We start from the raw sequence: 22,808 nt of genomic DNA, 5'->3' as shown, positions 1-22,808 counted from the left end.
CTTCCGCGGATTTTTTTACTTTTTGGAAGTTTTCTTGATAGTCTTTAAGTATAGATATTCCACTTTTTCACGAGCCCAAGGCGTACGTCGTAAAAATTTAAGACTAGATTTTACCGAAGGATTCGATTGAAAACAATTGATGCGAATTCGTCTCCATAATTCTTCCCAGCCATAATGATCGACTAAGAATTCTACAATTTCGGCTAATTTTACGCCATGCAACGGATTGTTAGGCTGTGATTCCATTACTTACGTTTATTTTTGTTGTGTTTATTGTAATTTTTATCTCCTCTCGTTTTGGGTTTTTTATACTTTTTGGCAATCTCTCTTTTATAAGAACCTCCTTGATTGGTTTTTTTATTTTTCTCCTTTTTTTCGTGAAAACTAGCGCCAGGTTCGTCTCCTTCAGAAATTTTATGAGGATTGTTATGTTCTTTAATAACAGGTCTTTCTTCAGGAATAAGCTGTTTACTAATTTCTACCGTGTCCGGAAGTGTTTCCACAGGGATTTGATAATCCATTAAAGTTTCAATCGCCTCTTTGTTATCTTTTTCTTTCTCCGTAAACAATAAAATAGAACGTCCCTCTTTCTCTGCCCTACCCGTTCTTCCGATACGGTGCATATAATTTTCGGCATATTTTGGGGTATCGATATTAATAACGTGCGAAATCTCGTTTAAATCGAGTCCGCGTGCCATCACATCGGTAGTGACCAAAATACGATTGTCGCCTTCATCAAATTGACGAATAGATCGTATCCTGTAATTTTGAGTTTTGTTGGAATGAATGACACAAACCTCATCTGGAAAGACTTCTTTTAAGGCATCATAAGCTCTATCTGCACTCTTCTTATTAGGAACAAAAATCAATACTTTTTGAAAATTTTCCTTGTCCTCTAATAGCTGCGTGAGTAAATTAAGTTTGGTGTAGAAATTAGGTACAGCATACACCGTTTGTGAAATATTATCTAGCGGTGTTCCACTTAAAGCGATGGCAATACGATGCGGACTCACAAAATAATCATCCATAAGTGCATCGACATCTTCAGTCATAGTCGCCGAAAACATGATGTTTTGTCTTTTTACGGGTAGCAACTCAAATATATTTTTTAGCTGAAATCTAAAACCTAAATCGAGCATCACATCGACCTCATCAATCACTAATTTCTTAATCGATTTAAACTGAATTGCTCTTCCTAAAGCGAGATCATAAAGTCTACCGGGTGTGGCCACCACAATATCACAACCTTGTAGAAGAATTTCTTTTTGCGGATTCATATTGACGCCCCCATAAATTCCTAAAACACGTAAATTGAGGTATTTCGCAAATTTATTGATCTCATCTACCACTTGGATCACAAGTTCTCGCGTGGGAACCATAACTAAAACACGCGGATTTATTTGCTTAGAAAATTTTAAATCTTGTAGCAATGGCAACATATAAGCCAAAGTTTTTCCGGTACCAGTTTGTGCGATTCCAACCACATCTCTCCCAGATCTAATCACAGGAAAAGCTTCCTCTTGTATAGGCGTAGGTTGGGAAAAGCCCAAATCTTCAATGGCGTAGCCTAATTGCTTAGATAATTTTAAATCTTCAAAAGAACTCATTCAATCAATTTTTTGCAAAAGTAATCTTTTTGAAAATAATCTGGTGCTTTTAGATAATAGAAGTTAAAGTTAATTTTATAATTATCTGATCAAGAATCAAGACCGCTGCGCTGTTAGAAACAAGACGTAAGACATAAGACCGCTGAGCTGTTATAACCTAGAGGATAGACCAATCGGTGAGGATTCGATCGACTATCGTGCTTTTAAAATAATGATTTATTTAGAGCTTCGTTTAATCAAGACAACAACTTAAAAGCTCCTTACCTTAGCAAGGGAAGGTGGCCGCTTTAGCGGATGGAAAGGTTGGAAACACTTTAAGCGTAGCTTTACCTCCAACCTTCAAAACATCCTTACAACCACAATTCTACCTCGTAATTCCAAAAATGTGTAAAAGTTCACCATCAAATTCTGTATCAAAAAGAAATTTCATTCCATTCTTTTTGGCCACGCTAATAGAAGCCTCATTTCCAAAAGAAATCATCGAAATTAAACGTTTAACATCCATATTTTTCAATCCGAAATTTTTCATGCGGGTAGCCATTTCTGTACCGTAACCTTTTCCCCAATAAGCGGGTTTTAAAGAATAAGCAACTTCATATTCTTGTTTTCCTTTCAGTTGTTTAGGTAATAATCCCGCGATTCCAATAAAAGTTCCGTCGGTTTTAAGTTCTGCTGCCAAATGACCGTAATTATTGTTTTGATAACGCTTTAACTGAATTTGAATCCACTCTTCCGCCAAGGCTTCCTTACTTTTTGAAAGATCAAAATTGAAATATTGTAATCCAGCATTATTCACAAAAAATTCTGCCCAACTAGGAATGTCTTGTTCGGTTAATTTTCTAAAGTTTAGACGTTCACTTTTTATGTGGTAATAATCCATTTAATGTTGCATTTTACTTCCGTAGCATAAATCGCCTGCATCTCCGAGACCGGGAACTATGTAACCTCTTTCGTTCAAACTAGGATCGATAGTAGCAATCCATAAATGAGTATCTTCTGGAAATTCTTGTTTTAAAAGTTCAATTCCTTCTTCCGCCCCAATCACAGCTACCAAATGAATTTCTTTCGGTTTTCCCATATTTTCTAATGCTTTATATACATTTACAAAAGAACGGCCTGTGGCTAACATAGGATCTGCTAAAATTAAGGTTTTCCCCTCTAAAGATGGGGAGGCCAAATATTCCACTTTAATCTGAAAATCAGCATCATTTTGAGGATTTGGATGATGTCTATACGCCGAAATGAAAGAGTTCTCTGCTTTATCAAAATAATTGAGCAATCCTTGATGCAATGGTAATCCTGCTCTTAAAATAGAACAGACCACCAATTCATTTTGAATGGTTTGGTGAGTAGATTTTCCTAGCGGAGTGGTCATCGTTTGCGGTTGATAGGACAGTTTCTTACTCAGCTCGTAACCTAAAATTTCTCCTAAGCGTTCAATATTTCTGCGAAAGCGCATTTGATCCTTCTGAATATCTACATTTCGTAATTCGCTAATAAAGGTATTTGCAACTGAGTTTCCGTCTAAAAGGTGATGAATATGCATCTTTTGATTTTAGCATAAAATTACGAAAAATATGGTATTTTTCAGGGGTTCTGCTGAAATTGTGTGTATAAAAAAACGGAGCGAGTATAAATCTCGCTCCGTTATAATTATCTTTACTTGTAATCAAATAATCTATGCCGTTCTCAAAGATTCCATATCAATGACAAAACGGTATTTTACATCAGAGTTGACTACACGTTCATACGCCGTGTTAATGTTTTGAATGTCAATCATCTCTACATCACTAACCACATTATGCTTTCCGCAGAAATCAAGCATCTCTTGTGTTTCTTTAATTCCGCCGATCAACGAACCAGCAACACGTTTTCTTCCCATAATTAAGCTTCCGCCGTGCATGGGTTCTAAAGGTTCAATGGCTCCAACCATCACCATAGTAGAATCTATTTTTAATAAAGCTAAATACGGATTAATATCATGGCTTACCGGTACGGTATTCAGTAATAAATCGAAAGAATTCTTATGCTTCTTCATCTCCTCTTGATCCTTAGAAATCAATACCTCATCGGCGCCTAAACGTTTAGCATCCTCGGCTTTATCCGGAGAAGTAGTAATCATCACTACTTTAGCTCCCATTGCGTGCGCTAATTTAATTCCCATATGTCCTAGACCTCCTAGTCCAATTACTCCCACTTTATCACCTTCCTTCACATTCCAATGACGTAAGGGAGAATAGGTAGTAATTCCTGCACAAAGCAATGGCGCTACAGCTTTTGCATCTAAATTTTCTGGAATAGACAATACAAAATGCTCTTCAACTACAATCATTTCAGAATAACCTCCAAAGGTATGTCCGCCTAAATGCTTGTCTTTTCCATTATAGGTTCCCACCATTCCGTTTTCGCAGAATTGCTCCAAGTCTTTTTTACAAGGATCACACTCTCGGCAAGAATCAACCATACAACCTACGCCTACTAAGTCACCTTCTTTAAAGTTGGACACTTTGCTTCCTACTTCCATTACTTTCCCAACAATCTCGTGTCCAGGAACCACAGGATATTTTCCGCCGCCCCAATCGTTTCTAACCGTATGAATGTCGCTATGACAAACTCCGCAATACGTGATTTGTATTTTTACATCTTTATCTTTTACTTCTCGGCGCTCAATGTCGATTTGTTTTAAATCTGCATCTTTATCTTTTGCTCCGTATGCTTTTATATTGCTCATAAATGTTTGTTTTAGTTTAATTTATTTTAATTTATCTGTATTCTGAAGTGAGTTCGTTCACCACCAACCCATCTTCTAAGGTTTTAATGACACCCAAGGCAGCTCTTTCTCCGCTCATCATCGCCGCATTTAAAGATCCGTTAAGCAACTGGTCGCCTGCTAAATAAATGGAGGGCGTAAGTTGAGTTTCAGTATCCATAATTTCATAAGCCGTATGTGTGAGCTTAGGTAAAGAACGCGGAATGTAATAATGCTTTAAGAAACTGGCTTTTTGAATGCTTAAATAATTCTTCAACTCTTTCTGAATGCGTTTCACCAAATCTTCTGGGGAAAGGTCATGTTTTTTCACCACGGTAACCGACAATAAATGTTTCCCCAATTCTTTGGCTTTAGCATCTTCTACAAAGACAAAATTGTTGATCAATGTATCTTGATGTGGTAAAAGACCTATTAAATCGGTACTTAAAAGGTTTTCATCCGTTAAGAAATAAAGGTTATCACAACTTCTCCATTCAGTAGCTTGGTTGTTTAAATTAGAAACCAAATCACTCGCTTCTGTCGCGATAATGGTGAAATGACTTTCGATAACCTCTCCGTTCTCTAAGGTGATTTTTTGCTCTTCAACTGACTTTACGGAAGTATTAAATTTAAACTGCGTATGCTTTAAATTTTCTTTTAGCTGAAGCGGAATTGCTCCAATTCCATCTTTAGGAACACTTGTTTTTCCTTCTGAAAACATTTTATAAATAAACTGAAACATTCTACTGCTGGTCTCTAACTTATCTTCTAAAAATATTCCCGAAAAAAAAGGCTGAAAAAAGCACTGAATGATCTTTTCAGAAAAACCGTACTTTATTAAATAATCATACGTGGTTAATTCTTCTTGCTGAAAAATAGTCTCAATAGATTTTGACTTTAAGTGACTGCTAAGCTGAAACACCTTCCATTTGTCTGAAATAGAACCACCTGTATTGAAAAGCGTAGGAATTAATAAGTCGAAACTTCTTAAGGGGTCTCCAATATTTTGCCACTTACAATCGAGATAAATGCTTGCTCCGGGTTTATAAGCTTGCAAGTTTAATTTCTCCAACTCAAGATATTCTTTTGCTTTGGGATAAGCTTCCAATAAAACCTGAAACCCTACATCCAATCGATGACCGTTCACCACTTCAGTTTTAACCCTACCTCCCACGGCATCGGTCTTTTCTATAATCGTGGGATGATAACCAAAATTCTCAAGTATTTGAGCAGCAATCAACCCACTTATTCCTGCACCAACAATAGATATTTTGTAGTTTTTCTTTTCCATAAAGCCATTTTTATGTTGCCTAATGGTAAAATTAAAGGCTTTTAAAGAGAACTATCTTTTAAAGCCTTTAATTTGTATATATCTTAACGCTTAGGAGAGCTTTTAGTCTTCTTAAGAGTTTCTCGCTTTCACTTCATAATCTAAATAGCCTTTTTTACCAGGTACATAGAAAGTATCTTCATCCCAATCTGATAAGGTGATTCCTTTTTCAAAACGCTCTACCAAATCTGGATTAGAAATGTAAGGCTTGCCGTAAGCTACCAAGTCAGCGTAGCCGTCCTCAATAACTTTATTCCCATTTTCTTGATCAAACTTTGTGTTAATTATCAAGGTTCCGTTATAAAGCGGACGGTAATGTTTAGCGATTTCTTCTACCGCGTAAGGAACATCAGAAACATCATTAAAAGGTTCTGATAAATGCAAATACGCTAAATCGTAATCGTTAAGTTTAGAAACAATATAATCAAAAGTTGGGATGGTTTCCTCGTCCATTTCTATTCCAAAAATACCGTGTAAAGAGGGATTTAGACGTAATCCTATTTTTTGCTCTGGCATTACCTCCTTCATCGCATCGATGACATCAAATAAAAATTTAGCTCTTTTCTCGATACTTCCTCCATATTCATCTTCTCGCGTGTTGGAAGTGGCATTAAAAAATTGGTGAAATAAATATCCGTTAGAAGAATGAATTTCTACCCCATCAAAGCCTGCATCCATCGCATTTTTTCCTGCGTTTGCAAAATCTTTAATAGTTCTTTTAATATCTTCTAAGCTCATTTCCTTAGGTGTTACCGTATCTTTAAAACCATCTGGAGTGTATGATTGCGAGTTGGGATTAATTGCTGAAGAAGATAAGGGCTTTTTACCATTATGAAAATCTGGGTGAGACATTCTACCTACGTGCCAAAGTTGAATAAAAATTCTTCCATTGGCTTCGTGTACCATTTGCGTCACCTCTTTCCAACCTTCTACTTGCTCTTTAGAATAAATACCAGGCGTATTTACATAGCCTACAGCTTCTTCTGAGACTTGAGATCCTTCAGTAATTAACAACCCAGCAGAGAATCGCTGCTTATAATATTCACCTTGTAAATCTGCCGTAGCTTTTTTTTCAGGATTAGTAGCTCTACTCCTTGTCATGGGAGCCATAGCTATTCTATTGGGTAGTTTTAATCCGTTAAGGTTGTAATCTTGTAATAATGCTTGTTTGTTCATTTAGCTTAAAGTTTTCATAAGTAAATCGGCTACTTTTTCAGAAGATGCAGGATTTTGACCTGTAATCAACAATCCGTCTTGAACGGCATAAGGTTGCCAATCTTCAATTTTACTATATTCTCCCCCATTTTCAATTAGCATATCTTCTAAAAGGAAAGGAACAACGTTAGTAAGCTGAACCGCATCTTCTTCTTGATTCGTAAACCCAGTTACTTTTTTACCTTTTACTAAGGGCTCACCATTAGAATTTTTAATGTTTTTTAAAACCGCTGGAGCATGACATACAAAAGACACAGGCTTGTCGTTGTTGTAAAAACTTTCTATAATTTCTTTAGAATCTTTATCTTCTACTAAGTCCCATAAAACTCCGTGTCCGCCTGGATAAAATAGAGCATCGTAATCTTTTTGATCTACCTCTGAAAGTTGAAGTGTAGAAGAAAGAGTTTCTTGCGTCTCTTTATCATTATAAAAACGTTTTGTGCTTTCTGTTTGGGCATCTTCAGATTCACTGCTTGGATCTATTGGAGGTTGTCCTCCTTTAGGTGATGATAAAGTTACCTCATAACCTGCATCTTTTAACATGTAATATGGAGCTGCAAATTCTTCAATCCAAAAACCAGTTTTATTCCCAGTATCTCCTAATTTATCGTTGCTTGTAAGTACAAATAAAATCTTTTTCATAGTCAATTTTTTTTTAGACAAATTTAGGAAGAATAACCTGTTTTTGAGGTTGACTTAAGTTAGGTGATAGCGTTAAAAAATGTTAATCTATACTAATTCTTTACGAATGCGACTTAAACTTTCTGCTTTAATACCTAAATAGTTAGCAATGTGATAGTTTGCGAAACGTTTTTCCATAGTGGGATACTGTTTACAAAATTCTACATAGCGCTCTTTACCGTTTTTTTGTAAAGAAGATAAAATACGTTGTCTTAAGGATACAAACGCACCTGTAGTTTTTATTCTAAAAAATCTTTCGAACGAGGGTATGCGTTGGTATAGGGTTTCTAAAGCTTCTTTATGAATGGCTAGAAGTTCACAATCTTCATTTGCCTGTACATATAACTTTGCAGGTTCTTCTTTAAAGAAAGCTTCAAAATCACTAATCCACCAGTCTTCTATAGAGAATTGAATGATATGTTGGTTATCGTTTTGGTCTAGATAATAAGCGATTAAACTTCCTTTTAAGATATAATATTCGTGTTCTACTTTTTCTCCAGGACTGATTAGAAGTGTTTTCTTTTTTAAGCTAAGGTGTTGTAAAATGCTAAGAAATTCTTCTTTTTCCTTATCGGAAAGGGATATTATTTTTTCTACATGAGATATTATTTTACTCATTTACATATTGTTTTTATTATGATCCTCCATTTCTTTTTGTAAATCTAATTTTCTTAATTTAGGAAAGAAAACTCCTGTACTTACTACAGTTATCATAGTCATGGTTCCTCCAAACACCACTGCGGTTACCGTTCCCATAAGTTTTGCAGTTAAGCCACTTTCAAAAGCACCTAATTCATTAGAAGAACCGATGAACATAGAATTGACTGACGCCACTCTTCCTCGCATATGGTCTGGTGTCTTCAATTGAAGTATGGTTTGGCGAATTACCATAGAAATCCCGTCAGTAATACCACTAAAAAATAAAGCCATTACAGAAATCCAGAAAATATTAGACATTCCAAAAGTAACAATACTTGCTCCAAATAAAAATACGGCTAATAAGAGTTTTAATCCTGCATTTTTATTTAAAGGAAAATAAGCCGATGTAAACATAGTGAGTAATGCACCTACCGCTGGAGCTGCTCGTAAAACTCCAAAACCTTCGGGTCCGACTTTTAGAATATCTTGCGCAAAAACGGGTAATAAAGCTACTGCTCCTCCAAAAAGAACGGCAATCATATCTAAGGTTAAAGCCCCTAAAATTATTTTAGTATTAAAAACAAACTTTACTCCCTCTCGAAGACTTTTAAATACATTTTCTCCAATATTAGGATTTAAAATAGGTTTTGTTGAGATTTGAGATAAACCGATTAATGCCACTAACGAAAATCCAAAAATAAGACACATCGACCAATGAACGCCTATCCAATGTATAGAGAAACCTGCTAATGCCGGACCTAGAACTGCCCCCATTTGCCAAACCGAACTACTCCAAGTAGCTGCGTTGGGGTATACTTTTTTAGGAACAATTAATGAAAATAGAGAAAAAATCGTAGGTCCCATAAAAGCGCGAACAATTCCGCCAAGGAAAACCAACCCATAAATTGAATATAAAATATGATTTTGTTGGTAACCAGAAACTATTCTAGGCCAAGTTAATAGAAACAAACCTATACTAATCACCGAAAAACCTAGTAGGCACTTAAACAATAAAGCTTTCTTTTCTTTTTGGTCTACAATATGACCGGCGAAAAGCGCCATAGAAACTGCCGGAATCACTTCCATAAGTCCGATGATTCCCAAAGAAAGCGGATTCTTAGTCAGGCTGTAGACTTCCCACTCGATAACAATAAACTGCATAGACCACGCAAAAACCATGGCAAATCCTACCAGTAAAAAAATATTAAATTCTTTATAACGCAACGCAGCATAAGGATCATTTTTAGCCATAGAAGAAATTCGTCAAATTTTAGAACACAAAATTAAAGGTTTTAAGCTAAACCTAACGAGCAATTTTTGTAAACTTATTTTAAGATATGGTTGTTAAAAGAAGTTAAAGCTAATCGCTTAAAGTCAAAATATAATTAATTTAAAAGAAAAAAATTATGAAAGATCAAGAGAAAGAGAAAAATAAGCCTTTGTATAATAGCGATGTGACAGAGAGAGAAAAAGAGCGTCTTAATACTGAAAACGTACATGATGATAACGGTGACGATGAGATGCTGAGAGATAGGAAGCGTAAAACCGATTTCGAAGGGAAAGATTTAGATATTCCTGGTAGAAATACGGCAAAAAAAGACCACGGTCCAGAAGGCTTAAAAGACGAAGAGAATGGCTTGTATAGCCAAGGAGGAAATAATAATGATTTAGAAGAAGATCATAGCGGAGTCAATGACAAGAACTAAAAATTTTTATACAAATCACATATTACCACCATTAAAGCAACCTTTACGAGTTGCTTTTTTTATAGATAAGAAATTTGTTTTCGTTAACTTTGCTGCTTAAATGACTCACTTCATGATTGCCGAAAACTACCAAACAAAACTCTACCCTACGCTAAAAAGGTATTTTGGTTACGACACGTTTAGACCCCAGCAAGAAGAGATTATTGAAAGTGTTCTCAACCATCAAGATGCATTGGTGATTATGCCTACGGGGGGAGGAAAATCTATTTGTTTTCAACTGCCCGCATTATTATTTGACGGCACAACTTTAGTAATTTCGCCACTTATTGCGTTAATGAAAGATCAGGTAGATGGTTTAAAGGCGAACGGAATTGCTGCTGCCTATTTCAATAGCAGTCAAAGTAGTGGCGAGCAACAAGAAATTATCAAGCAGGTTTATCAGCAAAAATTAAAACTATTATATGTAGCTCCCGAGAGTCTTTCCGCCTTGAGCGATATTTTGAAACCTCAATATTTTCACTGCCTTGCCATAGATGAAGCTCATTGTATTTCTTCTTGGGGACACGATTTTAGGCCTTCTTATCAGCAATTGGGTTTTTTAAAGAAAACTTTTCCAGACACGCCTATTATCGCCCTTACCGCTACCGCAGATAAAGCCACAAGAAAAGACATTGTAGACCAATTAAACATTCCGCATGCCAAGCAATTTATAAGCTCTTTTGATCGAAAAAATATAGAATTGGAAGTGAGACCTGCTACCAATAGGGTTTCTCAAATTTTAGATTTTGTTCAAAAACGAGAAGGAGAGTCGGGCATTATTTATTGTTTAAGCAGAAAAGGTACCGAAAGTATTGCTGAAAAATTAAAAAATAAAGGAATTGAAGCAACCGCCTACCATGCAGGATTAAGTTTTGAAGAGCGTTCTAAAGTACAGGAAGATTTTATATTTGACAGAACCAAAGTGGTTTGTGCCACCGTCGCTTTTGGAATGGGAATAGATAAATCTAATGTTAGGTTTGTGATTCATTACAATATGCCCAAAAACCTGGAAGGATACTATCAAGAAATTGGAAGAGCGGGCCGAGACGGACTTCCTTCCAACGCTTTACTTTTTCATACCTATGCAGATGTGATTCAGTTAAGACGCTTTACGGAAGGCGCCAGTAATGAAGAGTTTCAAAATGCAAAATTAGACCGAATGACACAATTTTCTGAAGCTACCGATTGCCGAAGAAAAATTTTATTAGGCTATTTTGGAGAGTTATTGGAAGAAAATTGTGGGAATTGCGATGTATGTAAAAATCCTCCTGAATTTTTTGAGGGAACTGTAATCGCTCAAAAATTATTGTCTTGTATCGCTCGCTTAAAAGGAACCGCTGCAGCCGGAACGGTAATTGATGTATTGCGTGGAGCTCAAAATCAAACGATATTAGATAAAGGTTATCAGAATTTAAAAACTTACGGGATTGGAAACAACATTTCTTGGAGAGATTGGCAACATTACTTAACGCAGTTAATCAATCAGGGGTATTGCGAAATCGCATTTCATCTCCATAACAGCTTACAACTTACCCCATTTTCTAAGAAGGTATTATTTGAAAATCAAAAAGTATTTTTGACGAAACCAACAACCTTAAAAGAACAAAAAGCACAGCAGAAAAAAGTGGCTAAAGAAGCAGGAAAACCTGTAACCAATAGTTTATTTGAGCAATTAAGAAAGCTGAGGTATAAAATTTCTAAAGAAGAAGACATTCCTGCTTACCTCGTCTTTAACGATGCTACGTTAAAAGAAATTGAAAGAGAGCGTCCGCTAAGTGAACAAGAATTTTTAAAAATTAGCGGTGTAGGGCAACGCAAACTAGAAGTTTATGGTGATGAGTTTATTGCAGAAATTAGAGATTTTTTATAATCTAAGCCTGCACCCAAAAAAAAGAAAGGCAATACTTACCTTAAAACGCTTAGCTTATTACAAGAAGAGAAATCAGTAGAAAATATTGCCAAAGAAAGAGGATTAAGCGCTACCACTATTTATTCGCATATCGCTAAACTTTATGGTGATGGTAAAGAAATTCCTATTCATAATTATGTGAGTTCTGAAGAAGTAAATCGGGTGAAACTAGCCAAAACAAAACTAAATTCCCCGGACGGACTTAAAGAATATTTCGAGTTTTTTGATGAAAAAGTTTCGTACCACAGCATAAGATTGGCCTTAGCGGTGATTGATAGGAGTTAAGATTGAACCAAAATCGCTACCCGCCCATTCCTGATCGGGCGGGCGCTGATAGAATCAAGAAACAAGACTTAATTTTAACTAATTGAGAAACGCCAGCAGTTTAAAATAAACTTCTGCTCTTAATGAAATAATTTTCGGAAAGTAAGAATTGCAATATAAAATACTTTTAGATTCCATAAACTTAAAGAGGTTGTAGATTTTTTAGTTACTTTGAAACTTTATTACTTCTAATATATTTCACTACTAATCCAAATATTAAACCTCCAATCAGCCATATTAGAATTTTTTTCCGAAAACCATCAAAGAAAGATTCATCAATACTCAAGTCAAAAAAATGCTTGAGAAAAAAAGCATAATAATTCCAAATATTACTCCTTCTAAAATCCAATAATATTTTACGACCTTATTTTTCAAATTATTTGATTTTTCCTAAGTATTAACATTAAAGCATCTCGTTACTTTCTTTCTATAAATTGAATTTCTAGTTTTTTACTAATATCCTTCATCAATTCAATTTCGTGTGGTAAGACCAATGCGATAGAGAAACCAGTTTTACCTGCTCTTGCAGTTCTTCCACTTCGGTGCGTGTAATATTCCAACTGTTCTGGTAATTGGTAGTGAATTACAAAACCTAAATCTTGAACGTCTATTCCTCGTGCAGAAACATCTGTAGAAACCATAAACTGAATGTTTTCCTTCTTAAAAGCTCGCATCGCTTTTTCGCGTTCTTTTTGCTGCATATTCCCTTCTAAAGCTTCCACAGAAAAACCTTCTTCTTTTAACAGTTTAGTGACTTGCTGTGCGTTGGCTTTAGTTCTAGTAAATATGATTCCGCGTTCTTCTTTCTTAGAGTCAAGAAGGTTGACAAGAATTGCTTCTTTATTCGATCTAGTAACTCGTATAAATTGATGCGTGATATTCTCATTAATGAGCGACTTCCTATTGGTTTCTACTCGTGGCGCCTTAGGAGACATATATTTTTTAACGATTTGCTGAATTCCTTCAGGCATCGTCGCAGAAAACAACCAAGTAGATTTTTGTCTTCCTGTTTCTCTTATGATTTTGGTTAAATCGTCTTTGAAGCCCATACTAAGCATTTCATCGGCTTCATCAAGAATTAAGGTTGTCACACTGGTAAGCTTAATATCTCCGCGTTCCATTAAATCTACGAGTCTCCCAGGCGTAGCAACAACAATATGTGTGGGACGTTTCAAATTTTTAATTTGAATATCTATTTTTTCTCCGCCATAGACGGCTTCCGTAAAGATTTTATCTTCGCTATATTTGGTAAACTTAAAGAGTTGTTTTTTTATTTGAAGCACCAATTCTCTTGTAGGAGAGAGAATTAAAGCTTGTATTTGAGGTTTTTCTGCATCTATTTTATGAAGAACAGGTAAACCATAAGCTGCAGTTTTTCCAGTTCCAGTTTGAGCTAACCCAACAAAATCGGTTTCATTATTTAGCAATAATGGAATTGCTTCTTCTTGAATTTCGGTTGGGGTAAAAATTTTTAATTCGTTTAGACCCTTTATAATGTTGGCCTCTACTCCTAATTCTAAAAATGTGCTCATTTCTTTTTTTTGCAAAGTTAAACCAAATGTTTTCACAAAAGCGTTTAATAGTTAAAAACTCAAGCTGAATCTTACTTTATCATAAATATCGCATTTAATCATATAGTTCATACCGTCTTGAAGTTATTGAATCAACTTAAGACAATTAAATTCTTAATAGTTTTATAAATGATTAGGAAAAAAAGTAGAATTCAACGTTCTTGTAGATAAATATAAAATGATAATTATGGGCGTATTAGCTAAAAGTGAAAGACAACTATTGGTTATTTTTCATTCAGATAGTGAATTAGGAAAACAATGTAAAGCAACAGCACAAGCTTCTGAAGCAGATACATTAACTATAGATTTAAAAAAGACAAAACTAACAGGTACAGAATGGGCAGAAATTGCCAAAATGTTAGGAAAAGATGTCTTTGATCTTATTCAACAAGATCATCCCGCCTTTAAGGAAAAATTTGGTACCGAAAAAGTTAGCTTAGACGAGGATGATGCCATAAGAGTTTTAGAAAATAATCCTCAGGTTTTATATTTTCCCATAGCCATACGTGGTAACAGAGCTTTACAAGCGAGTAAAACTGCAGACATCACAAAACTCTTTAGTTTTGATACTGGTGAGATTGAGAAAAACTAAAGGTTTTTTTTAAACATTAAGAACATTAATATATTGACAATTTTCTAGGAAAAATCCTCTAATGGACGTATCTTAGAAGCAACAAAAAACTTAACTATGGATACTAATTTTAATTATGTACACGTAAAAGCAAGTCCACGTTTAGAAGAGCTTGTAAAAGAAAAAATGGATAAACTTAAAACCAGGTTTGACTTTTTGGTAGCAGCCGAAGTTTATTTTAAAACAGAAAAATCTTCTACAAATGAAGAAGGACGACTTTGCGAAATAAAATTAAGTCTACCGGGCCCACAGATATTTGCAGGTGCTAATGAAGAAAATTTTGATGCTGCAATTAGTAAATGTGTAAATGATTTAAAAACACAACTTCAAAAAAGAAAAGAAAAAATGAGTACTCATATGTAATAAGAGTATATGTAAATTTGAAAAGTCGCTTATTTTATTATAAGCGGCTTTTTTATTTTAAAATGCAAAAGCTGCCTTATCGCCATGGTGAGAAATGGAAAAAGATATACCTAATGGCTTTTTCAATAGATATAACTGCGGAATTTGATTTTGATCTTTGACAATACTTAAATCCTTCCATGGAATTTGCTCTTTTTCTGAAATGCTTTTCAGTAAAGCTTCTTTTACATGTTTACAGACTATTTTTCGATGAATGACTTGTTTATGTTTTTCTGAAGTACACCAAGTATATATACAATTGTCACTAAAAGTTGAAAATGTATAAAACTGAGCTGCTCCCAAACTAACTATACCTTTAATATTTTTTGCTGCAATACCTAGAACAGAACACTCCAATTCCCAAGGATTAAATTAAGGCGCTAAATTTTCTATACGCTGATTGGCTTTATAAGCCGATTCTTTCATACTCCAAAACAACCAAACTAAGAAATTTGGATCTTTATCAGAAATAATTTTGGCTTGTTCCCCTTTTGTAAAAATTTTTTCAAGAAATCTTGGGCGCTGCCAATTGCTTTCTTGTTTAGTCATATGAAGATCTACCACATCGTTTCCTATCATCTTTTATTTTTTCTTTACAATCGCTATAGCATCGCCCACACTTTTCATTCCTTCCATAGAATCATTGTCTATTTCAATATCAAATTCATCTTCTACATCTAAAATTACATCTACCAAATTAGCCGAATTAATTTCTAGATCTTTAATAAATTCTGTTTCTTTAGAAAAATCTTTTAAACCATCTTCTCTTTGTACATAGGGTTTTACAATGCTTTTAATCTTTTCTACAAGTTCTTTTTCTATCATTTTTTATATTTTTAATCACTCCTTAATTAAGAGTTTTCAATTATTCACTAAACTTTTTTAACATCACCACTGCATTTACATCTCCAAAACCAAAACTAGCTTTAGCCAAAATATTAATTTCCTTTGAAATGGTTTTCCGCGGAATTTTATCTTCGGAAATCAACTCTGTAATTTCTGAGTGAATTTCTTCACAATTTACATTCCCAAATATAAATTGTTCTTTTAACTGAAGCACGCTCGCCACCAATTCTATACTTCCAGAGGCACTTAAACAATGTCCCGTCATCCCTTTTAAAGAATTGATATAGGGAAAATCTTTTGATTTTCTTTGCAAAGCTTTCGTCCAGTTTTCTATCTCTACAGCATCTCTGGTGGTCGCTGTTAAATGTCCGTTTACGGTATCTATTTCTTCGGAATGAAGTTGCGCTTCTTCCATCGCACATTTAATACAACGTTGCACAGCTTCATTATTGGCTGCTGTCATGCTTCCTCCCAAGCGTTGTCCGCCGCTATTTATAGCACCTCCCATTACTTCCGCATAAATTTTTGCTCCTCTAGCTTTGGCGGTTTGATAATTTTCTAAAAGTAATGCTCCTGCCCCACTTCCGGGCACAAAACCCGTGGCATTGACGCTCATAGGCCGAGATGCGTTTTCTGGATCTGAATTAAATTTACTCGGTAAAATACGCATCGCATCAAAGCCACCCCAAACATACGGACCGTGATCGCCGCAACTTCCTACCAACATACGTTTTGCTTTTCCTTGCTGAATGCGTTCTGCACCCATAATTAAAGCTTCAGTTCCTGTTGAACATGCCGAAGAATTGGTAGTCACTTGATTTCCACAACCTAATATTCCGCCCAAATAAGCACTAATTCCACTGGCCATGGTTTGAATTACACTGGTACTTCCCAATCTGCGGGTTTTTCCTTCATCAATCAAATGAACGGCTTCTCTAAATTTATCTACACCCAAAATACCAGTTCCAAAAATAATTCCGCTTTCATAATCTGGAGCAGCGTCTTCAAAAATTGGTAAACCTGCATCTTTCCAAGCATCTACTCCTGCTATTACTCCATACTTTATTCCGCTGGCTTTTAAACCGCGCAATTGTAAAGATGTAAAGTATTCACCTAATAAAGTATCCGTAATTTCTGGCTTTCCTCCTATCTGACAACTAAAATTTAAATCTGCCAATTCTTGGAAAAAACGAATGCCGCTTTTCCCTTCTTTTATGGCTTGATTAAAGTTAGTTACTCCAACCGCATTTGGTGCTACCACGCCCATTCCAGTAATTACAACACGTTTTTTCATGGCTTAAGATTCATCATTCCAGCAATTTCTCCTTTGCAAATTAACTTTTCTGCTTCATTGTACATTTTTACTTCGCATTTAAGTTTATTAAACCTCAAATACATTTTTTTGGCATGAACCCTTACTTTTTCTCCTGGATATACAGGAAGAAAAAAATCCATTGCGGTAGAGGTTAATGCTATTTGAAATTTTTCTTTTTCAAATGGAGTTTCTTCTTTTGAGATTAGAAAAATACCCAAACAAACCACTCCAATTTGTGTAGCGCATTCGGTTAAAATAACTCCGGGTGTCACCGGATGCTCTTTAAAATGACCTTTATAGAAATAAGAATCCTTAGGAAAGCGATAACTTCCATTAATCTCTTCCTCATTGACCCATTCTATTTCATTTACAAAAAGAAAAGGCTCTGTGTAGGGAAGTTGGGCAATGATATCTTCAAATTTATTCATCGAAGTTTTAATTTAAATTTTGTTTTGATTAATGCTCATTAAGGCTCTCCTAGTTTTAATGGAAGGGTGTTTTTAAGTCCTCCCCTCAGGGGAGGATTTAGGAAGGGATGAGAGAATAAATATTATAACTCATCCTATCCCCAACCCTTTCCAGAGGAAAGTGAGTGTAAAATTTCAAATTATCAATGTAGTTTTAAACTACAGCCTAAATTATAAACTTCTTCCATATTAAAATTTCACATTGCTTTTGAGAAAGAGTCTCCATGTTTTAAGACAAATGTTCTCCTCCATCTACTGGAATAGTTGTTCCTGTAATCCATTTGGCTTCATCTTTACTTAATAAATAAACCACGTTTGCTACATCTTCAGCGGTAGTTAAACGCTGATTTGGGTTACGCATAAGCGCATATTTCTTTAATTGCTCGCTTCCAGAGATTTGTCTAAAAGAGAACGTATCCGTCATTCCTGCTTGTATGCAATTTGCTTTTATACCGTAAGCAGCAAACTCCAAGGCTATATTTCTAGTAATCGCTTCCAACGCAACTTTAGCGGCAGAAACCGCGGCATAATTTTTCCAAGCTTTTGAGTTTCCTTCGCTGGTAAATGCGATGATGCGCGAATCTTGATGAAAAAGTTCTTCCGTAAAAATGGCTTTTACCCAATCGTATAAACTAAGCGCCATTGCTTGGATTGTAATTTGAAAGTCTACTGACGATAAGGTGGTTTTTTCACCTAGCATAGGTTTTAAATTTCCTTTGGCAATGCTGTGCAGTAAAATTTTTATTTTTCCTTTATCTGAAAGTAAACTTTTAATCTCTGATAAATTTTCTTGAATTTTTTCTGAATTGGTCGCATCTATATTAAAGCTTTTCAACTGAATTCCTTCTTTCTTACAAACTTCAAATTCTCTTTCAATAGCAGCTAAATTAGTTTTACGGTCTCTATGCAAAATGATAAGATTCATTCCGTGTGATGCTAATTTTTTGGCACTTGCTAAGCCCAAACCACTACTTCCGCCAAGAATTACTGCCCACTGGTTTTTATCTTTAAATTCTTTTACCATTCTAATAAAATTTGTTGTGCAGAAAACCCCGGCCCAAAACTCAGCATTAAGCCTTGTTCTCCTTTACTCATTTCTTTTTCCATAAAGCGTTGTAAAACGTATAAAACGGTTGCGCTACTCATATTTCCGTAAAGCCTTAAAACTTCTTTGGTGTCGTTTATATTTTTATCCATTTCACTAAATAAACTTTCTACAGTTTCTACAATTTTTTTTCCGCCGGGATGAAAGATAAGATGATTCAGTTTTTCAATGGAGCTCCCGTGTTCTTTCAAAAATGGGTGTATTATTTTCGGAAAATGTTCTGCAATCGTTTCTGGTACTGCAGGATCTAAAATCATTCTTAGGCCTTCATTGGTCAGGTCGAAACCCATCATATTGGGTGTATCATAAAAATGGTACATTCCTTCTCCTATAATTTTAGGACCTTTTGCATTTTCTTCCGAAGAAAGTAAAACGCAAGCAGCGCCATCACCAAAAATAGCAGCACTCACCATATTGGCCATACTAAAATCTTGAAGTTGAAAAGTGGCGGTAGGACTTTCTACCGCGATTACCGCAGCACGTTTGCCGGGATTAGCTTTTAGGAAATTCTGAGCGTAAATAATTCCCGAAATTCCTGCGGCGCAACCCATTTCGGTTACGGGAAGCCGAACGATGTCTTGTTTTAAATTCAGTTTATTGATTAAATACGCGTCGAGCGACGGAATCATAATTCCCGTACAACTTACCGTGATGATAAAGTCTAGTGATTCTGGCTTCCAAGCCGCTTTTTTCAAGCTTATTTGTAAAACAGCGCTTCCTAGTTTTTTTACTTCTCTGACGTAAATATTATTTTTATCTTCAAAGGAAGTTGCTACAAAAACCTCTTCAGGATTCATAATGGAATAACGTTTATCTACTTGGGCGCCTTCAAATATTTTAGCAATTTTTCGCTGAAAACGTGTTTCTTGTCCCGAAAGCCAAGTTTCCACCAGTGGCAAAATATCTTTAGTCTCCTTAGAATAAGGAGGTAATTGTTTTTCTACACAAGTAATATGTACGCTCATTTAGTTTTGAATTATCCATTGGTAACGGAATGCCCACTTCCAATTAATCGAATGCTTTTGGGCTGGTAATTGTTTTGAAAAAGCTATCAATTCTTCTTTTTTAAATCCTCTTAAAATTGAAATTAAACCATCCTTTCTTGCGATTTCATTGTTAATAAAGATTCCACAAAAAGCCTTAAACAAGCGGTAAGCTATTTTACTTCGCTGCAAATCATTTACAATTACTCCCAAGCGAGCTTGCTGCGTATACAGTTTCAAAATATTTATGATTTCTTCATTTTTAAAATGATGAAGTGTTAAGGTACATAAAATAACATCAAACTTTATCTGTTTAAAATCTTCACTAAATAGATTTAAAGCTAAAAATTCAATTTCGGGAAAATTTTTTGCTAATTTATCTGCGATTTCTATTCCGTGGGTATTTGCGTCTACCCCAATTAGTTTTAATCTATACTTATTTTTTTTTGCCCAAACTGCAATTTCTCGAAGCATAGCTCCGTTGCCACAGCCAATATCGGCGATACTAATTTCTTTGTCTTTAGGCTGGTTTTTTAAATGTTTGGCTAAACCTTGAATTGTAATTTGGTTGCCTCCCAACCACGCATTTATATGCTCTAAATCCCGAAGCGTTCTTTCCAATTGTTTCCCTTTTAAGTCAAAATCATCCATGATTTCAACTTCTTTAGAACGTTCTTTTGTATTCAATTTCTTCATAAAATAGGTTGCCCGTGGGTTTTAGCTATTATTTTGGGAAGTACGCTAGGAAAATAATGAACTATTTTTTGAGACGCTGATGCCAAATTGGGACTTAATCAAACCCGCTGTAATCTTCTACCCATTAAATTTCTACTCTTAAAGTGCAGGTCCCAATTATTTTGATATTCGGTTTTCATCATTTTCCGATTCAACTTGTTTTTTTCTACGGAAGTAATAATTGCTTCTGATGCTAATTTTGCACTATGAATAGCCATCGCCATACCGTTTCCACAAAGCGGATGAATAAGTCCTGCGGCGTCGCCCAACATCAACATGTGATTTTCTATTTGAGGTTTGGGTTGAAAAGAGATTTGGGCAATGCTTAAATCTTTTTCGAATAAAGCTTTACTTTCTTTAAAAAATAGATCTAAACACGGATTTTGCCTGAGTATATTTTCTTTAAAATCTTCTGAATTCTTGTGCGCTTTAAAACTTTGGTAGGTACTTAAATAGCAAACATTTATGGCTCCATTTTCGGTGGCAGAAAGACCACAATAACCTCCTTTAAAATTATGTAAAGCTACAAGATTTTTTGGAAAATGATCATTTTGATAATGTGCTTTTACGGCAAGCCATGAAGATTTTTGCTGTATAAAATCACGATTCAGTTCTTTATCGAGTATAGAACGTTTGCCAAAAGCTCCCAGAACTAAATCTGCCAGATATTTCTCACCTGACTGAGTTTCTACCTGAAATTCTTGTTCTATAAATTCACCAGAAGAAACTTGTTCTTGAATAACTTCCACTCCATTTTGAATGGCTTTTTGTACTAAAAAATGATCTAAAGCAAACCGACTAATCCCTAAACCTCCTAAGGGAAGTGTAGCTCTTGTTTTTTTTCCGCTTTGCGTAGAAAATAGAAGTTGATGAATCTCTTTGGGTTTCAAATCTTCTAAATCTATTCCTAAGTTGTTCATATACGGAATTATTTCCGCAGAAATATATTCTCCACAAACTTTATGTTTAGGATAGGCATCTTTTTCAAAAAGTAACACCTCAAAATTTTCTTTAGATAAGTGTATGGCTGCCGTTAAGCCTGCCAGTCCGCCGCCAATAATAATGACTCTAGGTTTCTTCACGTTACTAAAGGTATAAAAAAAACCAACTCCAAAACAGAGGCGTAGTATCTTTTAAGAAATATTTTAATATTGGTTAATGAGCCCTATTGAAATATGATCATCTCACCTTATTACATTACATCCACAAAAAAAAACCTAGTGAAAAATCACTAGGCTTTTTAAAAAATAAAATAGTTACCTTTAAAAGGCATTCTATTTTTTTAGTTATTCGTGTTTTGTTGCGCTTCTTCTTTTAAGTCTTCACTTGCAACAATAGCCAACTCAACTCTTCTATTTTTTGCTCTACCTTCAACAGTACTGTTGTCATATTTTGCTTGAGTTTGTCCGTACCATTTTGTAGTAAATCTTCCAGAAGAAAGTCCGCTAGCAGTTAAATAATTGGTTACAGATCTTGCTCTTTTTTCTGAAAGTGTATAATTATAATCTGCGTTTCCTGTACTATCTGTATGCCCTTCTACCAAAACATTGGTATCTGGATATTCTTTAAAAATTCCGATAAGGGTATTTAAAGTTTCTTGAGATTTTGCATTCACATCAGATTTGTTAGTCGCAAAATATACACCACTATTCTCATCAAATGTTACGCTAATCCCTTCCCCTACTCTTGTTACTTCTGCACCTGGAATTTCATTTTCAATTTGTTGCGCTTGCTTATCCATTCTATTCCCTATGTAAGCACCAGCGGCACCACCAACAACTCCACCAATAATTGCACCTAAAGCAGTGTTATTACCGTCTCCTACGTTGTTACCAATTACTCCACCAATAACAGCTCCTCCAGCAGCTCCACCTGCAGCTCCTTTTTGAGTGTTATTTGAATTTTTTATTGCCTCACATCCTGTCATTAAAAATGCAAGAACTAAGATTAATGCTAAGGGTCTATTTACGTATCTCATCTTTGTTTTCTTTTAATATTTATAATTGATTAATAACTTTTTATAAAATCCATTCTAATTAAAAAAGGCTTTCCTTCATAAGAAACAGTTTGTTCCCATGTCATATTATTTTCTGAAAGACTCGCTAATTTTAATCTGTATCCTGTATCCACTTTTCTGGCATTTTCACCTTCATCCACTACTTTAAGGGTAAAATTATAAAGTCCTGTGGTTTGATCGATTTCTTGAACTGACCATACAAAACTTCTCATTGAAGTATCACATCCAGAGCCATTTAACATATAATTTCCTTTATTGTTGTTAGAAACAAAATTCCAACTAGAATTGGAGAAACATTTGGTTGCTGCATCTTGAAACAAGGTAACATCTACAAAACCAGAATTATTGGGATAAGAAACTTTTGTAAGCGTCCAATCTCCTTTAAACGTACGTTCTGCTTGTCTTTCTATTTTAGTAGTTCCGCAGGAAACTGCGACAATAGCCACTAAAAGCAATAAAATTGTCTTTTTCATAATAGTATTTTGGTTGTTAATAGAGCCAAAAGTAATTACGAAAAAGACATCAAAATTCTTAATT

Annotated in this window: 25 protein-coding genes and 1 pseudogene; 4 read left to right on the top strand and 22 right to left on the bottom strand. The window is 35.0% G+C overall.

Annotated elements, in window-relative coordinates; all coding sequences use genetic code 11:
• Nucleotides 1-15: 15 nt before the first annotated feature.
• The 10 genes from RLT85_RS06485 to RLT85_RS06440 all read right to left on the bottom strand — a co-directional run bounded on the left by RLT85_RS06485 (nt 16) and on the right by RLT85_RS06440 (nt 9,472).
• Nucleotides 16-246, bottom strand: a complete 231-nt coding sequence (locus tag RLT85_RS06485) for a VF530 family protein (RefSeq protein ID WP_311401230.1) — start codon at nt 244-246, stop codon at nt 16-18.
• Nucleotides 246-1,607 (bottom strand): DEAD/DEAH box helicase, encoded by a 1,362-nt coding sequence (locus tag RLT85_RS06480; RefSeq protein ID WP_311401229.1) that lies wholly within the window; start codon nt 1,605-1,607, stop codon nt 246-248. The genes RLT85_RS06485 and RLT85_RS06480 overlap by 1 nt, the downstream gene beginning before the upstream one ends.
• Nucleotides 1,608-1,971: 364 nt before the next feature.
• Nucleotides 1,972-2,487 carry a GNAT family N-acetyltransferase gene (locus RLT85_RS06475; protein WP_311401228.1) on the bottom strand — a complete coding sequence of 172 codons (516 nt, stop codon included), beginning with the start codon at nt 2,485-2,487 and terminating at the stop codon, nt 1,972-1,974.
• Nucleotides 2,488-3,153: a uracil phosphoribosyltransferase gene (gene upp, locus RLT85_RS06470; protein WP_311401227.1), complete on the bottom strand. Its 666-nt coding sequence runs from the start codon at nt 3,151-3,153 to the stop codon at nt 2,488-2,490.
• Nucleotides 3,154-3,285: 132 nt separating this feature from the next.
• Nucleotides 3,286-4,338, bottom strand: a complete 1,053-nt coding sequence (locus RLT85_RS06465; RefSeq protein ID WP_311401226.1) for an NAD(P)-dependent alcohol dehydrogenase — start codon at nt 4,336-4,338, stop codon at nt 3,286-3,288.
• Nucleotides 4,339-4,369: 31 nt separating this feature from the next.
• A complete protein-coding gene (locus tag RLT85_RS06460; RefSeq protein ID WP_311401225.1) occupies nt 4,370-5,647 on the bottom strand; it encodes a protoporphyrinogen/coproporphyrinogen oxidase in 1,278 nt (425 codons plus the stop codon).
• A 111-nt stretch (nt 5,648-5,758) separates the two neighbouring features.
• On the bottom strand, nt 5,759-6,862 hold the full coding sequence (locus RLT85_RS06455) for an alkene reductase (RefSeq protein ID WP_311401224.1): 1,104 nt from the start codon (nt 6,860-6,862) through the stop codon (nt 5,759-5,761).
• On the bottom strand, nt 6,863-7,543 hold the full coding sequence (locus tag RLT85_RS06450; RefSeq protein WP_311401223.1) for a type 1 glutamine amidotransferase domain-containing protein: 681 nt from the start codon (nt 7,541-7,543) through the stop codon (nt 6,863-6,865).
• An 87-nt stretch (nt 7,544-7,630) separates the two neighbouring features.
• On the bottom strand, nt 7,631-8,200 hold the full coding sequence (locus RLT85_RS06445) for a Crp/Fnr family transcriptional regulator (RefSeq protein ID WP_311401222.1): 570 nt from the start codon (nt 8,198-8,200) through the stop codon (nt 7,631-7,633).
• Nucleotides 8,201-9,472 (bottom strand): MFS transporter, encoded by a 1,272-nt coding sequence (locus RLT85_RS06440; RefSeq protein ID WP_311401221.1) that lies wholly within the window; start codon nt 9,470-9,472, stop codon nt 8,201-8,203. It abuts the gene before it with no gap.
• A 155-nt stretch (nt 9,473-9,627) separates the two neighbouring features.
• On the opposite strand from RLT85_RS06440, the gene RLT85_RS06435 reads away from it, so the two are divergent.
• Complete coding sequence (locus RLT85_RS06435) at nt 9,628-9,927, top strand: hypothetical protein (protein ID WP_311401220.1); 300 nt, start codon at nt 9,628-9,630, stop codon at nt 9,925-9,927.
• Between the two features lie 112 nt (nt 9,928-10,039).
• Nucleotides 10,040-12,160 (top strand): annotated as a pseudogene (gene recQ, locus RLT85_RS06430) (DNA helicase RecQ).
• 455 nt (nt 12,161-12,615) lie between these two features.
• Here the strand turns inward: recQ and RLT85_RS06425 are convergent.
• Nucleotides 12,616-13,731: a DEAD/DEAH box helicase gene (locus tag RLT85_RS06425; RefSeq protein ID WP_311401219.1), complete on the bottom strand. Its 1,116-nt coding sequence runs from the start codon at nt 13,729-13,731 to the stop codon at nt 12,616-12,618.
• 226 nt (nt 13,732-13,957) lie between these two features.
• Between RLT85_RS06425 and RLT85_RS06420 the strand changes: the two genes are divergently transcribed.
• Both RLT85_RS06420 and hpf read left to right on the top strand, forming a co-directional pair.
• Entirely contained in the window at nt 13,958-14,362 is a 405-nt protein-coding gene (locus RLT85_RS06420) for an arsenate reductase family protein (protein ID WP_311401218.1), read from the top strand.
• A gap of 96 nt (nt 14,363-14,458) precedes the next feature.
• Nucleotides 14,459-14,764 carry a ribosome hibernation-promoting factor, HPF/YfiA family gene (hpf, locus tag RLT85_RS06415; RefSeq protein WP_311401217.1) on the top strand — a complete coding sequence of 102 codons (306 nt, stop codon included), beginning with the start codon at nt 14,459-14,461 and terminating at the stop codon, nt 14,762-14,764.
• A 57-nt stretch (nt 14,765-14,821) separates the two neighbouring features.
• On the opposite strand, the gene RLT85_RS06410 is transcribed toward hpf, so the two are convergent.
• The 11 genes from RLT85_RS06410 to RLT85_RS06360 form a co-directional block, all read right to left on the bottom strand.
• The gene (locus RLT85_RS06410) at nt 14,822-15,160 is read right to left on the bottom strand and encodes a 4'-phosphopantetheinyl transferase family protein (protein ID WP_311401216.1); all 339 of its coding nucleotides are present in this window, start codon (nt 15,158-15,160) and stop codon (nt 14,822-14,824) included.
• Nucleotides 15,161-15,175: 15 nt separating this feature from the next.
• Nucleotides 15,176-15,382, bottom strand: a complete 207-nt coding sequence (locus RLT85_RS06405) for a 4'-phosphopantetheinyl transferase family protein (RefSeq protein WP_311401215.1) — start codon at nt 15,380-15,382, stop codon at nt 15,176-15,178.
• A 3-nt stretch (nt 15,383-15,385) separates the two neighbouring features.
• Complete coding sequence (locus tag RLT85_RS06400) at nt 15,386-15,628, bottom strand: acyl carrier protein (RefSeq protein ID WP_311401214.1); 243 nt, start codon at nt 15,626-15,628, stop codon at nt 15,386-15,388.
• Between the two features lie 40 nt (nt 15,629-15,668).
• Nucleotides 15,669-16,943, bottom strand: a complete 1,275-nt coding sequence (locus tag RLT85_RS06395) for a beta-ketoacyl-[acyl-carrier-protein] synthase family protein (protein ID WP_311401213.1) — start codon at nt 16,941-16,943, stop codon at nt 15,669-15,671.
• Nucleotides 16,940-17,392 (bottom strand): 3-hydroxyacyl-ACP dehydratase FabZ family protein, encoded by a 453-nt coding sequence (locus tag RLT85_RS06390; RefSeq protein WP_311401212.1) that lies wholly within the window; start codon nt 17,390-17,392, stop codon nt 16,940-16,942. Before RLT85_RS06390 ends, RLT85_RS06395 begins: the two co-directional genes overlap by 4 nt.
• 268 nt (nt 17,393-17,660) lie before the next feature.
• Entirely contained in the window at nt 17,661-18,455 is a 795-nt protein-coding gene (locus RLT85_RS06385; protein WP_311401211.1) for an enoyl-ACP reductase FabI, read from the bottom strand.
• Complete coding sequence (locus RLT85_RS06380; RefSeq protein ID WP_311401210.1) at nt 18,449-19,501, bottom strand: type III polyketide synthase; 1,053 nt, start codon at nt 19,499-19,501, stop codon at nt 18,449-18,451. Before RLT85_RS06380 ends, RLT85_RS06385 begins: the two co-directional genes overlap by 7 nt.
• Nucleotides 19,502-20,215 carry a methyltransferase domain-containing protein gene (locus tag RLT85_RS06375; RefSeq protein WP_311401209.1) on the bottom strand — a complete coding sequence of 238 codons (714 nt, stop codon included), beginning with the start codon at nt 20,213-20,215 and terminating at the stop codon, nt 19,502-19,504.
• A gap of 98 nt (nt 20,216-20,313) precedes the next feature.
• Nucleotides 20,314-21,336 (bottom strand): NAD(P)/FAD-dependent oxidoreductase, encoded by a 1,023-nt coding sequence (locus RLT85_RS06370; RefSeq protein WP_311401208.1) that lies wholly within the window; start codon nt 21,334-21,336, stop codon nt 20,314-20,316.
• A gap of 200 nt (nt 21,337-21,536) precedes the next feature.
• Nucleotides 21,537-22,232, bottom strand: a complete 696-nt coding sequence (locus RLT85_RS06365; protein ID WP_311401207.1) for a YiaD family glycine zipper/OmpA-like lipoprotein — start codon at nt 22,230-22,232, stop codon at nt 21,537-21,539.
• Between the two features lie 29 nt (nt 22,233-22,261).
• Nucleotides 22,262-22,744: a lipocalin family protein gene (locus tag RLT85_RS06360; protein WP_311401206.1), complete on the bottom strand. Its 483-nt coding sequence runs from the start codon at nt 22,742-22,744 to the stop codon at nt 22,262-22,264.
• Nucleotides 22,745-22,808 lie beyond the last annotated feature (64 nt).

It is taken from the genome of Mesonia ostreae, from assembly GCF_031845265.1.
Classification (GTDB): domain Bacteria; phylum Bacteroidota; class Bacteroidia; order Flavobacteriales; family Flavobacteriaceae; genus Mesonia; species Mesonia ostreae.
This window is presented reverse-complemented; position numbering and strand designations above follow the sequence as displayed.

What these genes read in the sequence shown, in the direction of transcription:
- RLT85_RS06485 (WP_311401230.1), bottom strand. Translation starts at nt 246, where the DNA reads ATGGAATCACAGCCTAACAATCCGTTGCATGGCGTAAAATTAGCCGAA.
- RLT85_RS06480 (WP_311401229.1), bottom strand. Translation starts at nt 1,607, where the DNA reads ATGAGTTCTTTTGAAGATTTAAAATTATCTAAGCAATTAGGCTACGCC.
- RLT85_RS06475 (WP_311401228.1), bottom strand. Translation starts at nt 2,487, where the DNA reads ATGGATTATTACCACATAAAAAGTGAACGTCTAAACTTTAGAAAATTA.
- upp (WP_311401227.1), bottom strand. Translation starts at nt 3,153, where the DNA reads ATGCATATTCATCACCTTTTAGACGGAAACTCAGTTGCAAATACCTTT.
- RLT85_RS06465 (WP_311401226.1), bottom strand. Translation starts at nt 4,338, where the DNA reads ATGAGCAATATAAAAGCATACGGAGCAAAAGATAAAGATGCAGATTTA.
- RLT85_RS06460 (WP_311401225.1), bottom strand. Translation starts at nt 5,647, where the DNA reads ATGGAAAAGAAAAACTACAAAATATCTATTGTTGGTGCAGGAATAAGT.
- RLT85_RS06455 (WP_311401224.1), bottom strand. Translation starts at nt 6,862, where the DNA reads ATGAACAAACAAGCATTATTACAAGATTACAACCTTAACGGATTAAAA.
- RLT85_RS06450 (WP_311401223.1), bottom strand. Translation starts at nt 7,543, where the DNA reads ATGAAAAAGATTTTATTTGTACTTACAAGCAACGATAAATTAGGAGAT.
- RLT85_RS06445 (WP_311401222.1), bottom strand. Translation starts at nt 8,200, where the DNA reads ATGAGTAAAATAATATCTCATGTAGAAAAAATAATATCCCTTTCCGAT.
- RLT85_RS06440 (WP_311401221.1), bottom strand. Translation starts at nt 9,472, where the DNA reads ATGGCTAAAAATGATCCTTATGCTGCGTTGCGTTATAAAGAATTTAAT.
- RLT85_RS06435 (WP_311401220.1), top strand. Translation starts at nt 9,628, where the DNA reads ATGAAAGATCAAGAGAAAGAGAAAAATAAGCCTTTGTATAATAGCGAT.
- RLT85_RS06425 (WP_311401219.1), bottom strand. Translation starts at nt 13,731, where the DNA reads ATGAGCACATTTTTAGAATTAGGAGTAGAGGCCAACATTATAAAGGGT.
- RLT85_RS06420 (WP_311401218.1), top strand. Translation starts at nt 13,958, where the DNA reads ATGGGCGTATTAGCTAAAAGTGAAAGACAACTATTGGTTATTTTTCAT.
- hpf (WP_311401217.1), top strand. Translation starts at nt 14,459, where the DNA reads ATGGATACTAATTTTAATTATGTACACGTAAAAGCAAGTCCACGTTTA.
- RLT85_RS06405 (WP_311401215.1), bottom strand. Translation starts at nt 15,382, where the DNA reads ATGATAGGAAACGATGTGGTAGATCTTCATATGACTAAACAAGAAAGC.
- RLT85_RS06400 (WP_311401214.1), bottom strand. Translation starts at nt 15,628, where the DNA reads ATGATAGAAAAAGAACTTGTAGAAAAGATTAAAAGCATTGTAAAACCC.
- RLT85_RS06395 (WP_311401213.1), bottom strand. Translation starts at nt 16,943, where the DNA reads ATGAAAAAACGTGTTGTAATTACTGGAATGGGCGTGGTAGCACCAAAT.
- RLT85_RS06390 (WP_311401212.1), bottom strand. Translation starts at nt 17,392, where the DNA reads ATGAATAAATTTGAAGATATCATTGCCCAACTTCCCTACACAGAGCCT.
- RLT85_RS06385 (WP_311401211.1), bottom strand. Translation starts at nt 18,455, where the DNA reads ATGGTAAAAGAATTTAAAGATAAAAACCAGTGGGCAGTAATTCTTGGC.
- RLT85_RS06380 (WP_311401210.1), bottom strand. Translation starts at nt 19,501, where the DNA reads ATGAGCGTACATATTACTTGTGTAGAAAAACAATTACCTCCTTATTCT.
- RLT85_RS06375 (WP_311401209.1), bottom strand. Translation starts at nt 20,215, where the DNA reads ATGAAGAAATTGAATACAAAAGAACGTTCTAAAGAAGTTGAAATCATG.
- RLT85_RS06365 (WP_311401207.1), bottom strand. Translation starts at nt 22,232, where the DNA reads ATGAGATACGTAAATAGACCCTTAGCATTAATCTTAGTTCTTGCATTT.
- RLT85_RS06360 (WP_311401206.1), bottom strand. Translation starts at nt 22,744, where the DNA reads ATGAAAAAGACAATTTTATTGCTTTTAGTGGCTATTGTCGCAGTTTCC.